Origin of the sequence: Candidatus Kuenenia stuttgartiensis, from assembly GCF_900232105.1 — a bacterium.
Taxonomy (GTDB): Bacteria; Planctomycetota; Brocadiia; order Brocadiales; family Brocadiaceae; genus Kuenenia; species Kuenenia stuttgartiensis_A.
Genome location: NZ_LT934425.1, coordinates 324,780 through 338,910, shown reverse-complemented (window position 1 = coordinate 338,910; position 14,131 = coordinate 324,780). Strand labels below are relative to the sequence as shown.

Genomic DNA, 14,131 nt, shown 5'->3' with positions numbered 1-14,131 from the left:
CGAGTCCAATTCCCTCTGGACTTTTTTGATTTACAGGACGTGTAATTTGCTGACCTTGCGGAAATGGTAGCCGTAAACTGCAAGGGTAATGGAAAGTGGTAATAATTCCCGATGGTGAAAGGATGTCCATAACAAGAGCTTCCAAAAGTGAAAGCGTTCATTGCCAAGGATGCCAAGGTAGTAGATGGCGCGGAATAACGCCAGTATATCATTAAAGGTAATTTGCGCTTTAATCTTTGGCGTTTTATATTCCCGAAAGAGGGTCTTTATGCGCTGATAGTGGTTTTTGGGAGTATAAATGTGTTTCAATATTTTTTTATATCCTTCCCGGAATGTATCAATATCCATTTTAGGGATAATGTTAGTGGTGCCGTCTACATTGTCTCCAGACATCTGTCCAAGCAAGCGCCCCTCCTGCATTAGGCGTTCGTATAGCCGCGTTCCTGTCGGGGCCTGAAGCAGGCCAATCATCGCAGACACAATCCCGCTATTTTGTATAAAATCAATTTGTCGCTGAAAGATGGATGGTGTGTCGCTGTCAAAACCAACGATAAAACCCGCTTGTACCTGCAGTCCGGCCCGCTGAATACGCCGTACGTCTTCGAGGAGGTTACGGTTTTTATTCTGTTTTTTGTTACATTCTGCCAGGCTATCCGTATCCGGCGTTTCGATCCCGATAAAAACCGTAATAAAGCCCGCCTCGGACATCATTTGCATCAGGGATTCATCATCGGCAATGTTAATGGAAATTTCGGTGTTAAACGTTATCGGCACATGTTCGCCTTGCCATTTGATCAGGGCTGGCAGTAGTTCGTTTTTGAGGGTTTTTTTATTACCTAGGAGATTGTCATCTACGAAGAATACAGGCCCACGCCAACCCCTGTTATAGAAACTATCCAACTCGGCAATAATCTGTTCAACAGTTTTGGTGCGTGTACGTCGTCCAAATAATGAAGTCACGTTGCAAAACTCGCAGTGGTATGGACAACCTCGAGAGTACTGTATGCTCATTGAGGCGTATTGATTCAGATCGGCTAACTCCCACAGAGGGGTTGGTGTTTTTTGAATGTCGGCAAAATTAGATGAGATGTATACACGTTTAGCGCAATTATTATTCAGGTCTTCCAAAAAGGGTGACAGGGTTAGCTCCGCTTCGTTGAGTACGAAATGATCGACATTCTCAAACTGTTCATGTTCGCTCGTGAATAAAGGGCCTCCGGCAACCACCTTAACACCGGCTTTACTGCAACGGCCAATGATATGTTTTGCCGACGTTCTTTGGACAACCATGCCGCTGATAAACGCATAATCTGCCCATAACAGATCGTCATCCGTGAGTTTTGTTACATTGACGTCTATAAGTCGCTTTGACCACTCCGACGGCAGCATTGCAGCAACTGTCAGGAGTCCTAGCGGGGGAAAGGATGCCTTTTTGCGTATGAATTTAAGGGCGTGTTTAAAACTCCAGAATGTATCCGGGAATTCAGGGTATATTAATAATATATTCAATATGTTTTATTTAATAAGTGATAGGAAACCACACTTTCCATGTAGAACACATGTTAAACTAAAATGGAAGACGATTGCAAGCATTTTTAATTTTTTCGGCAATATTATCAAAATTATAACAATTTGGCTGTTTGAAAATTGATCATAGTTCGCCCACATTTAATCTGAACAAATCAAGGGCCAGGCAATCAGGAGATAAAGAAATACGAAGCACGAAATCCGAAACAAATTTTAAAATGCAAAATCCCAATGAAAAAAAAACGGGTTTTGAACATTTGAACATTTGAAAATTTTACACCGTCTGATACACAATTATCTGAATTATCTAACAATAGTAAATGCACTATTGAATGTTATATAGCGGGGTGAATTTAGGATTCGTTTCGGATTTCGTGTTTAGTATTTATTTATCTCCTGCTTGTTTGGTTCCGAAGATGACAATTTAGGGATGTTTAAAGAAAAGGGAAAATGCAGAGTAAGGAATATTTTTATCATTTAACTGGTAAATTTATTATTATACGATATTATTATGTGATTGATGATGAATTTGGGCACTGTTTAATTTGCTAAATATACGAAAATAATAAAAGAAAGCATGTTGTAATATGATTTTCTGCGAAACATCGTCCACAAATTGTTCACAACCTTCTCTTTTGATGAAAAAAATCGTTACCTGATTCCCAATACTCTGTTTTTCAGAGGTATTTTTTTTCAGAGAAGAAAGAACATTATCATATCCGTTACTAGCCTATTGTATGAGTTGTTCTTCCGCCATATACCAAAAAAACATAGTTTTATCAAATAATTCTAAAAGGAATTATAACGCAGCCAATCACGATCCCGACGTTGTGTTGTTTTTGATGTATTTGGTTTTCTTTGAAAGTTATCAGGGAATCGGAGGGGTTATATTTTAAACATCCCCGTAGTTCCTTCCTTGTGCAAGAGGGGAAATGACGGGTAATTATATATACAGATGTCACGTTTTTACAGCGACGGGAAGCATGTTGCTGGCCTGACAATAGTACAATAGGAATAGTTTATTCCTACAATATTTTATGAAAGAAGGGGTTTATGAAAAATTTTCAAACGTTTAATTTTAATTCTAACATTGTTGCAGGTATAAAATCGGTCGGGTATGTCACCCCAACGCCGATTCAATTACAGGCAATTCCGCTGATTTTGGAGGGGACAGATGTAATGGGCCTGGCGCAGACAGGCACCGGCAAGACAGCCGCATTTGTGTTGCCGATACTACACAGATTGATGCAGGGAGAACGCGGCAAAATACGTGCTCTTGTTATCGTCCCAACCCGTGAACTGGCTGAACAGGTTCTTCAGGATTTCAAAACCCTCGGGTCAAAAACATCATTAAGAAGCATTAGCATTTACGGGGGCGTTAGCATTACCCAGCAGATCAATAGACTCAGAAGCGGCGTAGAGATTGTTGTTGCCTGCCCTGGAAGGCTTTTGGACCATATGAAACAAAGGACCATCGAACTTTCAAGGGTAGAGGTGTTGGTGCTCGATGAAGCGGATCATATGTTCGACATGGGATTTCTTCCGGATATCAGAAAGATAATAAAGTGTCTGTCGCATAAACGGCAAACATTGCTTTTTTCCGCGACCATGCCAGATGAGATCCGAAAGTTGGCGCAGGAAGCGCTAACAAAACCGGTGACTGTTCAATTAGGGAAAACCGCTCCGGCATCCACGGTTAAACACGCCTTATATCCGGTGAAACAACATCTTAAAATACCCCTTCTTCTGAAGATATTGCAACATACAGACACCCAGTCTGTGCTGATTTTTACCCGTACCAAGTACCGGGCAAAGAGCCTGGGCGACCGGTTAATAAGGGCTGGGTACAAGGCGACGTCGTTTCAGGGGAATTTGTCACAACCACAACGACAGGCGGCTTTAGGTGGGTTTAGAAATGGCGCCTACCAGATCCTTGTGGCGACAGATATTGCAGCACGCGGCATAGACATTTCACAAATTTCACATGTTATTAACTATGATATTCCTGATACCCCGGAGGCATATGTCCATCGTATTGGCAGAACAGGTCGTGCGGCGCGTACCGGAGATGCTTTTACCCTGGTAACAGAAGATGATAAAGCAATGGTACGCGGTATTGAAAACATCCTTGGCTCACGTATCGAACGATATACCCTGGAAGATTTCGACTATTCTATGCCTGCATTAAAAAACACCGGAACACATGCTGCACCAACACAGAAAAAAATTGTACGCAATAAAATGGATTGGCACCAAAAAAGTGATACTAGGGGAAAGACTGATTTAAAAAAGGATATGAGCACTTCCACAATGAAAAAACAATATTCCTTTATAAAGACCAAAACTACTCGTCCCTTATCCGCAAATATAAAGACTGCGCCACGTCCATTAAAACATAAATAAGTGCGCCGTGTGTGGTTTTTCTGAATGTAAATGGTTTAAGAAACTGATTTAAAAATAGGAGCGGTTGCTGTGGGAATGTTAGGCGTTGCACTGGTGTATGTTGGCTTTGTTCTGTTTATGAATGGCTTGATGGTTTTGGGAAAGTTAAGCGCAAAGCATGTATTTCCAATGAACCTGTTTGCCGGTGCTCTTATTGTGGCCGGAGCTATGCGGACTGTTTTCGTTCACGGTGGAGAAATAATAACCTATTTTTATGCCATGCAGTCCCTGTTGTTTGGATTTACCTATTTATGGGTAGGCATCAACGCTCTGGGGAACCATGAGGGCAAGGGATTAGGATGGTATTGCTTATTAGTGTCTGTAGTCGCCGTTCCGACGTCATTTACTGCAATGCCTGATATAGGATTACTTATATTGTGGTTAATGTGGGCGAGTTTGTGGTTTATGTTTTTTCTGCTGCTTGGACTCGGAAAGGCTATTGAAAAAATTACCGGTTACTGGACAATTGTTAATGCCATAGTAACTGGTATTGCCGGATATACAATCTTAGTCGAAGTCTGGCCCTGGCAATAATGCAATAATATAGTACCTTGTCAGTAATTTCTTTGCACTTCAGGCGGGTTCAGGGTTGTAACCCAATGTCATTAAGTTAAGCAAACGGCCGCAAAAGTCCCCCTTAATAAAGGGGAAAAAAGGGGGTTGTTTTTGATCAAATAATTCATAGCACCTTAGTTATTTGAAAAATCCAAGGGGACATTAAAAACAATGCAGCCCCTTTAGGGGCGGTCTGTTTGTAGCGCAATAAAATTCAACAGGTAAATAGCTCCGTAGGAGCGGCCTGTATATGATTGACAGGAAGACAGGCCGCTCCTGATTATAGAGACAGGTTTCAAACCTGTCTCTACGATCTGTTATGGTATCCTATCTACAAACTTATCGGTAATACGTTTTTTTAAAAACCAAAGTGTTACAATAATTCTTAACTTAATGACATTGAGTTGCAAACTTGAACCCGCCATGTGTAATTTCTTTACATTTTTTGGCAAAATATTTAATAGTTCATTCTGCAGTCAGCGATCTAAAGTCGGCAGTAGGTGGTGGACCAATGACTAATGACTGTTTAGTTCTGGCTATGCCAGGTTAGGAGGTATCTAAATAATGGAAAAACGGAAAGAACTAATCCTTCCCTATAAGACTTTAAAACAGAGCAAACCAGTATCTACACTCACAGAGCTTCCGCCTTTAGGGATGAGCGCTAAAGATATCGGGGAAGAGTATCGACGGTATTTTAGTGATACCCTGGGGCGAGACAAGCATTGTCGTTTATTACACTATTCATATAATGCGCTGGCGTTAGTGCTCCGTGACCGGTTATTGGAACGTTGGAAAAAGACCCGCTATGCCTATCATGAAAGCAAATGCAAATGTACGTATTATTTGTCTATGGAATATCTCCCCGGGAGGACGTTGAGCAATGCCATGGTCAATCTTGGCATTGTTGACGAGGTTTCCCATGGCATGCAGGAACTTGGCTACGTATTGGAAGAGGTGAGCGAGGCGGAACACGACGCCGGTTTAGGCAACGGGGGCCTGGGACGGCTTGCCGCATGTTTTCTTGATAGCTGCGCCACGTTGCAGTTGCCGGTTGTGGGGTACGGGATTCGTTACGAATACGGAATGTTTCGGCAGTGTATAGAAAATGGCGAACAGGTGGAAGAACCCGACCGTTGGCTGCGCTACGGAAATCCCTGGGAGCTGGAACGTCCGGAATACATGTGCCGCGTGCATTTTGGCGGACGAACTGAATTTTATCGCGGCGAAGACGGAAGGTTGTTCGCACGTTGGGTAAATACGCAGGATGTATTGGCGACGCCCTATGACATTGCGATACCAGGGTACCGGAATGGAACCGTAAATACGTTGCGATTGTGGTCTTCTTCCGCCACAGATGAGTTTAATCTGGGAGAGTTTAACGCGGGCAGTTATCCTGAATCTGTTGCCGCGAAAAGCGCCGCGGAATATATTACCATGGTTTTATACCCGAATGACGTCAGTGAAAACGGCAAGGTGCTGCGCCTGAAACAGCAATATTTTCTCGCATCAGCAAGCCTGCAGGATGTGTTACGCCATTGGGTGCGACTATATGGGTATGATTTTAGCGAATTTGCTGAAAAAAACTGTTTTCAAATGAACGACACTCATCCCGCTATCGCAACGGCGGAATTGATGCGCTTGCTGATGGATGAATATCGAATGGAATGGGATGAGGCATGGGACATTACCCACAACGTTATGGCATATACAAACCATACCTTACTTTCTGAGGCGCTGGAAAAATGGCCGGTGCGTATGTTCCGCGAACTGCTGCCGCGATTGCTCGATATTATCTATGAAATTAATGCACGTTTTATCTCAGAAGTGGCGCGACGTTGGCCGGGCGATATTGAACGGCAAATGCGCATGTCGATTATCGGAGACGGCAATGAACCATATGCCCGTATGGCACACCTTGCTATTGTCTGCAGTTTCTCCGTAAACGGCGTCGCGGCACTGCATACTAAATTATTAACGGAAGGATTGTTTCGTGATTTTTATGAGCTATGGCCGGAAAAATTCAACAATAAGACAAATGGCGTCACTCCACGAAGGTGGCTGGGCTGGGCAAATCCGGCATTAAGCAGCCTTATCACAGAAAAAATCGGGAATGGATGGATAACTGACTTACCGCAATTACACCTGCTAAAAAACTATGTTAACGACAAGGAATTTTGCTTGCGATGGCGGGAGATAAAAATGCATAATAAAAAACGCTTGGCGGCGCTTATAAAACAGGGTTGTGGTATTGTGGTTGACGCATTCGCCCTGTATGATGTGCAGGTAAAGCGTTTTCATGAATATAAACGTCAATTGCTTAATATTCTCCATGTGGTACATTTGTATGATCGCGTGAAGCGTGGCGACGATGCAAATTGGACTCCGCGACTCATCCTTTTTGGCGGAAAAGCCGCTTCGGGATATTTTATGGCAAAAACCATTATTAAATTGATAAATAATGTTGCGGAGGTAATTAACGCCGATCCAAAGATGCACGAATATTTAAAAGTGGTTTTTTTGCCGAATTATTCTGTAACTGCCATGGAAATTATTGCCCCTGGCACAGACCTTTCCGAACAAATTTCTACGGCAGGAAAAGAAGCCTCGGGCACGGGAAATATGAAATTCATGATGAACGGCGCTATAACTATCGGCACACTCGACGGCGCTAACATTGAAATTCGCAAAGAAGTTGGAGATGAAAACCTCTTTTTTTTTGGTTTGACTGCTGAAGAAGTTTTCCAATTACGAAAAAACTATAACCCGGATGCGATTATTCACACGGACGAGGACTTGCTTCGCGTGATGCAGTTACTTACAAGCGGCCATTTCAACCAGTTTGAATATAAAATATTTGATAGCATTATTCATTCGCTTACCAGTCCGAACGACCCGTGGATGACGATTGCAGATTTCAGAAGTTATGTCAACGCTCAGAAAAAAGTAGCAGAGGCGTATCGGGATCAGAATAAATGGACGAGGATGAGCATCTTGAATACTGCCTGCAGCGGCAAATTTTCCAGTGACAGAACGATAGAAGAATATAATAATGAAATATGGAAAATGTCTCCGGTGCCAGTATAATTCAACGTTAAAGAATTTAAAACTATTCTTGTATAGGGCGTATTGCACGTATTCTCTATGATTGATGGGTCTGCCAGGACAATCACATCGTAATCACTGCAAAATTAACGATATTCCCGCCCGTTCAGGTTTGCAAGCCAATGTCATTAAGTTAATCTACCTGCCGCAAAAGTCTCCCTTAATAAAGGGGGATAAAGGGGGTTGTTTTTAATCAAACAACTTTAACTTAATGACATTTGGTTGCAACCTTAACCACCCATGCTGGAAAAAATACAGGATAATGAAGTGGAAAAGATTTAATTTGTGAAAAATTAAGGTTTATGTTTAAGGAGATAGATTTAAAAAAATGATATGAGTAAAAACTTTTTAATTAACCCAATGCCATTGTGTTCTATTTATGCGGTCATTGCCTTGTGGAGGGGGATAACTATACATGAAATTCAGCGACCTTGAGCTTTCTGCAGACATCCTCAAAGCCCTCGATAAAATGGGATATAATGAAATGACTCCCATCCAGGAGGCGACTTACCCTATAATCTTCGCAGGCCATGATTTATGTGCCCTGGCAGAGACTGGGTCGGGAAAGACGGCAGCCTGCGCCATCCCACTTATTCAAAAAGTTGATCCCTCCCTCGACGCCATTCAGGGACTTGTGATTGTTCCGACTCGTGAATTGTGTATGCAGTATGTGGAGGAGATCAGGAAAATAGCGGCAAAAACGGACGTTATCCCTTATGCCGTTTATGGCGGATTTGATAGGGCGGCACAGATAGCCAGAGTAAAACAGACAGTGCATATTTTAGTGGCAACCCCAGGACGGCTCATAGATCTTTTGTACGAAGGGATACTTTCATTTGCACGGATAAAATGTGTTATCCTTGATGAGGCGGACGAGCTGCTAAAGGTAGGATTCCTTGAGGATATCGAATTCATTTTGTCATGTATACGGCACAAACATCAAACACTGCTTTTTTCCGCAACGATGCCCGATGATATAAAAAAACTTACACAAGACTGTTTGCATGAACCCCAGTATATATCGCTTGTTACAAAGAGATCTGCACCGGAAAGCATTGAACATTATTTTTCTTATGTCAACCCGAAACAAAAGCATGAAGAACTCGTTAAATATCTCAAGGGCGAGGAGGTGAACCAGGCGCTTATCTTCTGTAATGCACGGCACATGGTTGACTCTCTGTTTCGGCTGCTTAGGAAAGATTTTCATGATATTGAGTATATGCACGCCGGACTCGCACAGGACAAGCGTTCATCAATTATTCGCAGATTTAGAAGCCAAAAAATCCGCTACCTTATTGCGAGCGACGTTGCGGGAAGGGGGCTTGACTTTTCTCATGTATCGCATGTGATTAATTGGGATATGCCAAGAGATGGTGAGCAATATACGCATCGTACAGGACGTGCAGGCCGTATGGGAAGGAAGGGAATAGCCTTTACCCTGGTTGCAAAAAAGGACCTTTCGCTCCTCAGTAAAGTTATTTCCAGCAGGAAAATCTCTCCCTGTTGGATAGGAAAAAACCCTTTTAATGAAGAAGCCAGATCACGCCAACGAATACCCCGAAAGAAAATAAATACCCCTTCACCTGCGCCATTGCAAGACAGGAAAATACCAGAAAAGGAAAGCGAAGGGCAAGGATAATACGCTCTGCCTGAAAATGAAATGATTGGTAACAATTTGGCTTTTTGAAAAATTCCAATAATAGCAATGTAGGGGCGAAGCATTTGCTGTAAATTGTCATAAATGCGTTCACACCCAAGCGGGCAAATGCTTCGCCCTTACTTTTTCAAAAGACTAAGGTGTTACTAAGCCCACTAAATTCATGTAGTGCGACGAGGTTCGTCGCACTACAAATGACAATTTCCAGTTTCAAAAGACCAAAGTGTTACCATCTCCATAAACTATTACACATTCACATTTTCAAACGTATGAACAATTATAAGATATTTATCAGCGCGGGAGAATCCTCCGGGGATATCCACGGAGCAAATCTGATGCGCAGCCTCCTTAAGAAAAATCCCAATATCACCTTTTATGGTTTGGGGAAAGAACGTATGAATGAAGCGGGCCTGCATTGTCTTTGCGATATGAAAACAAAATCACTCATGTGGCTTCACGCCTTGACAGAATTATCCGCTTTTTTGCGCATGAAAAAAGATTGCGTTCGCTTTTTTCAACATGAAACCCCTTGCGCCGTCATCTTAATTGATTATTGCGGTTTCAATTTCCAGCTTGCGAGGGCAGCAAAAAAATTAAAAATACCGGTAATTTATTACATTACTCCACAATTATGGGCGCACGGGCCATGGCGAATAAAAAAACTAAGGAAACTGGTCGACTTCTTAATCGTCATCTATCCATTTGAAAAATCTTTTTATGAAACTTCCGGACTGCCGGTCACGTATGTTGGACACCCATTGTTTGATGAATTAGACAGGGAACGACGCATCAATAATCACCTTTCGATGGAAGAAAAACAAGTGGGGGAGTACATCGTTTCCCTGCTTCCCGGAAGCAGAAAACAGGAAATTATCCGACTGCTGCCGCTATTGCTCCGGGCAGCAAAACAAATAAAACAGACCATCCCTTCCATAAAAATCCTCGTTTCCTGTACCAGCGAACAGTATTTCTCTCTTATTCGTTTAATAGTAGAAGCATCTCATCTTCCCGCCGAAATTATCGTTGGCTGTGTTCGCAAGATAATTCAGTCTTCCGATATCTGCCTTGCCGGCTCTGGAACTGTTACACTGCAAATTGCCTATTACCATACACCAATGCTTATTGTTTATAAAATTTCACCATTCGCTTATTTTATTGCCAGGCCGTTCCTTACCACCCCTTATATCGGACTGGTAAACATATTGGCAAACAAGATGATTGTTCCGGAAACGCTCATGTGCAGTAACAATTATTCCAGGCTGGCCAATCAGGCAATAGAATTGCTCAGGAATAACCAAAAAAGACACCTGTGTATTGAAAACCTACGCTCACTCATGGATGATATAGGAAAACCAGGAGCATCTGAACGTGCGGCGGAAGAAATATTCCGTTTTCTCAGGCAGGAAACACAGCCTGTAATTGTGAAATCCGAAACAAATTCTAATGACAAAATGATCTGACATTCTAAACAAGCGCATTTTTCGTATTTCGTGCTTCGTGTTTTTTATCTCGTGCTTGTTTGCTTCTGGCTATGCCAGCTTCGGTTTGTATATAGAGGGCAGATATCTGTCAAAAATATATCTGATAGTTTGCCAGGCTGCTTCGTATTTTGACAAAAGGAGTCTCGGATATGAAGATGGGTTTGGACGCAAAAGGGAAACATTCGGTTTACAAAAGGCGTCTTTTGATCCCAATATTTGTTATTAAATGGAAGCAGGAGCTTCCAGGGCACGTACGTTCCCAAGTCGGAACTTGGGAACGAGAATGGAGTTAGGCCTTCGGCGTAGTGCGACGAGGCTCGTCCCATTACATAAAACTAAAAAAAATCTTGCATCTTTTACATGGTGTAGAATATAATAATTTCAATTGACAATGATTTGCCCAAAAGGGCTTATTATTGTGTCAATACACTTAAGATTCTATAACACTAATTAATGCAAAATTAATGCAAAATGTGGAGGGGAAGCTGTTGAAATTTAATTTTAATCCTTTCAGGAAAGGGCTGAATCAGGTACTGGGGAAACTGGAAGAAGATATTATGAATGCATTGTGGATGAAGGGTGAGGGCAGCGTGAAGGATATCCTGGAATCGTTTCCTCAGGAGAGGAGTGTTTCTTATTCGACCGTGATTACTGTCACCAACCGGATGACGAAAAAGGGGCTTTTGACCAGAAGAAGGGAAAAGAAGGCCTTCCTGTATAAACCTTTGTATAGTAAGGAACAGTTTTATGAGATGGTGTCGAAGGCTGTTGTTGAGGGGATTTCAGGTCTGTCGCTAAAAGCCGCAATGGTTCATTTTGTTGAATGCATGTCGCAGTTAAATCCGGACAAGATGGAATATTTTTCGCAACTCATAGAATCCAAGAAACAATCGCTTAAGAAAGAGCAAATCAATGGAAAATAAAGGGGGAGAGAACGTTTCTAATAATCAGCAAAAGAATGCTGATAAGTGTTTTGCTCTTTTTTTGTTGATAAACAGCATCATTGCCTCTGCTTTTGTTGCCGGCATTCTGGTGAGTGTTAACAGCTATATAAAAGGGATTTTTAACACGTACCACTCTGCAACTTGTTGTGGAAGTATTTGTCTGAATTGCCTTTTCAGCTTTTATACGCTGTGTCTGTTGTTTTATTTTCTTTGTATGGGTATTTATTTCGTTGGCGTCGGCAGGGCTTTTTATAAGGCGTTTTTACTCTTTACTATAAACCGCAGTCTGTTTCGTTCTCTTGGTTTGACGGACATAAAAGAGTATCCGATTGGGGATGATACATTAAATACACTGCCATGTAAAAACTCCCCGATATTTGTATCCGGGCAGAAAATATTCAATGCCTTTACCTTTGGCATATTTCGCCCCAAAATATGTTTGTCTGCCGGCCTTTTTTCTTATCTGACCCCAAAAGAGCTACAGTCGGTGGTTCTTCACGAATTTCATCATCTGAAACACAGGGACCCGTTACGATTTGCGATAATGCAGATATTCTGTGCGCTTCATTTCTTTCTGCCGGTTAATAATTATCTTGTGCGGTTGTATAAAATGCACTCTGAGAAGGCTGCGGACGATGCTGCTTTGCGGCTTATGAATGAACCACTTGCATTGGCAAGCGCCCTTGTCAAAATGTCCGGATACAATACAAAGCATATGACGCAAATAGCGATAGCCTCATTTTCGAATGAACAGCAGGCATTTGAAGAGCGTATAAGCCGTTTGGTAGAACCAAAAGTATCATCATTCAGCAAAGGCGGATTATTTGCGATGCCTTGCTATCTAAGCGTCGTATCGGTTTTTTTCTCAGGGATACTTTTTTCGTCCGTCTATTTTCATACACATCTGTTAACCAGCGAAGCCGGGTGCAAAGAAGGTAATTGTCATATGGTTACGTGTAAAGAGTGATTTCAGTACCTTATCAGAGATTTCTTTGCATTTTTTGTCAAAATATTTAATGGTAAAATCCGAAATGTTAAATATGAAATACGAAAAGATGTTCATACTCATTTTACTTTTTTTCACCCAATTTGTCCTGATTTCACGAACCGGGAGTTGTGATACTTCCCCATCAAAGACAAAAGAAGAAGTGGGCGCTGACAAACCTAAAGAAAAGCCTGCCGGTACGTTAAACATACAGTGGCTAATTAATGAGGCGATGGAACATAATCCTGAGATTATTGCTGTGCGTCAGCGGTTAAATGCTTCCGCGTCGAGAATTTCTCAGGCGAAATCACTCGAAGACCCCATGTTTCGGGCAGGTTCTTTTAATATGTCCAACCAACCTCTCAACATTAACGGCCAAACCAGCATGCTGCAACAGCGGTACGCCGTGACTCAGAAAATTCCATTTCCCGGTAAACTTGCCATGAGAGGGAAGATAGCAACTCAGGAATCTAAAATGGCGGAAGAAGATCTGTTGGCAAAGGTGCAGGAAATTACCGCCCTGGTAAAAACCGCCTTTTATGATCTGTTTTACGTAAACCGCGCTATTGCAATTACGGAAGAGAACAGGGAGCTGCTTCGTAAATTTTCAAAAATCGCGGAAACAAAATACGCCGTTGGCAAAACATCGCAAAGGGATGTGCTTTCTGCACAGGTAGAGTTGTCAACACTTACGAATGAACTTATTGTTTTGAACAAGGAAAAAGAGTCGGTTGTTGCCATGATGAATGTTTTACTTGACAGGCATCCGCAGCATCCATTGGGCGATCCCCCTCTTATTGAGATACATAATTTGGATGTAACGTTAGAAGGGTTGGAAAACCTTGCTTCAAACAACAGGCCTGAACTAAAGAAATATGACCACGCAATCAAAAGGGATGAGGCACAGCTAAAACTTTCAAGAAAAGACTATTACTTTATGGACTTTGAACCTATGGTTGAATATATGCAGAATGACGGAAACCCGGATGCGTGGGCGTCTTCTATTACGATTAATATACCATGGTTATGGCCGAAGAACCGCGCCAGGGTGGAGGAAGCAAATGAGGCTCTTTCTGCCTCCAGATCAGAGCACCGGTATATTAATAATAAGACGCTTTTCGAAGTAAAAGATTATTTCGTCAGATTACAATCATCGAAAAGCACGGTAAATCTTTTCAAAACTGGCGTTATTCCCCAGGCGGAACAAGCGCTTAAAGCGGCGCAAATCGGCTATGAAGCGGATATCATCGATTTTCTCAGCCTGATTGACAGTCAGCGAGTGCTTTTAGATTCACAGCTTCAGTATTATAAATCGGTAGTTGATTATGAAACAAATCTGGCAAATCTTGAAAGGGCAGTGGGGATACAACTATCGCAGTGAATTATTCCAGAATATATTATTTAAAGATTGCTTCTGCGTTATGTAAAAGCAATGGAG

At 42.0% G+C, this 14,131-nt stretch carries 9 protein-coding genes; 8 read left to right on the top strand and 1 reads right to left on the bottom strand.

What is annotated here, in order from left to right:
- Positions 1-30 precede the first annotated feature (30 nt).
- A complete protein-coding gene (locus KSMBR1_RS01670) occupies positions 31-1,509 on the bottom strand; it encodes a B12-binding domain-containing radical SAM protein (protein WP_157820308.1) in 1,479 nt (492 codons plus the stop codon).
- Between the two features lie 1,071 nt (positions 1,510-2,580).
- Here KSMBR1_RS01670 and KSMBR1_RS01665 point away from each other — a divergent pair.
- The 8 genes from KSMBR1_RS01665 (at position 2,581) to KSMBR1_RS01630 (ending at position 14,074) form a co-directional block, all read left to right on the top strand.
- Positions 2,581-3,930: a DEAD/DEAH box helicase gene (locus tag KSMBR1_RS01665; RefSeq protein WP_099323765.1), complete on the top strand. Its 1,350-nt coding sequence runs from the start codon at positions 2,581-2,583 to the stop codon at positions 3,928-3,930.
- A gap of 75 nt (positions 3,931-4,005) precedes the next feature.
- Positions 4,006-4,503 (top strand): AmiS/UreI family transporter, encoded by a 498-nt coding sequence (locus KSMBR1_RS01660; protein WP_099323764.1) that lies wholly within the window; start codon positions 4,006-4,008, stop codon positions 4,501-4,503.
- A gap of 585 nt (positions 4,504-5,088) precedes the next feature.
- Positions 5,089-7,608, top strand: a complete 2,520-nt coding sequence (locus tag KSMBR1_RS01655; protein ID WP_099323763.1) for a glycogen/starch/alpha-glucan phosphorylase — start codon at positions 5,089-5,091, stop codon at positions 7,606-7,608.
- A 433-nt stretch (positions 7,609-8,041) separates the two neighbouring features.
- On the top strand, positions 8,042-9,265 hold the full coding sequence (locus KSMBR1_RS01650) for a DEAD/DEAH box helicase (RefSeq protein WP_099323762.1): 1,224 nt from the start codon (positions 8,042-8,044) through the stop codon (positions 9,263-9,265).
- A 287-nt stretch (positions 9,266-9,552) separates the two neighbouring features.
- Entirely contained in the window at positions 9,553-10,743 is a 1,191-nt protein-coding gene (lpxB, locus tag KSMBR1_RS01645) for a lipid-A-disaccharide synthase (protein WP_157820307.1), read from the top strand.
- A gap of 509 nt (positions 10,744-11,252) precedes the next feature.
- On the top strand, positions 11,253-11,687 hold the full coding sequence (locus KSMBR1_RS01640; protein ID WP_157820306.1) for a BlaI/MecI/CopY family transcriptional regulator: 435 nt from the start codon (positions 11,253-11,255) through the stop codon (positions 11,685-11,687).
- The gene (locus tag KSMBR1_RS01635; protein WP_099323759.1) at positions 11,677-12,675 is read left to right on the top strand and encodes a M56 family metallopeptidase; all 999 of its coding nucleotides are present in this window, start codon (positions 11,677-11,679) and stop codon (positions 12,673-12,675) included. The genes KSMBR1_RS01640 and KSMBR1_RS01635 overlap by 11 nt, the downstream gene beginning before the upstream one ends.
- A gap of 64 nt (positions 12,676-12,739) precedes the next feature.
- The gene (locus KSMBR1_RS01630) at positions 12,740-14,074 is read left to right on the top strand and encodes a TolC family protein (RefSeq protein WP_169702940.1); all 1,335 of its coding nucleotides are present in this window, start codon (positions 12,740-12,742) and stop codon (positions 14,072-14,074) included.
- The last annotated feature ends 57 nt before the right edge of the window (positions 14,075-14,131 follow it).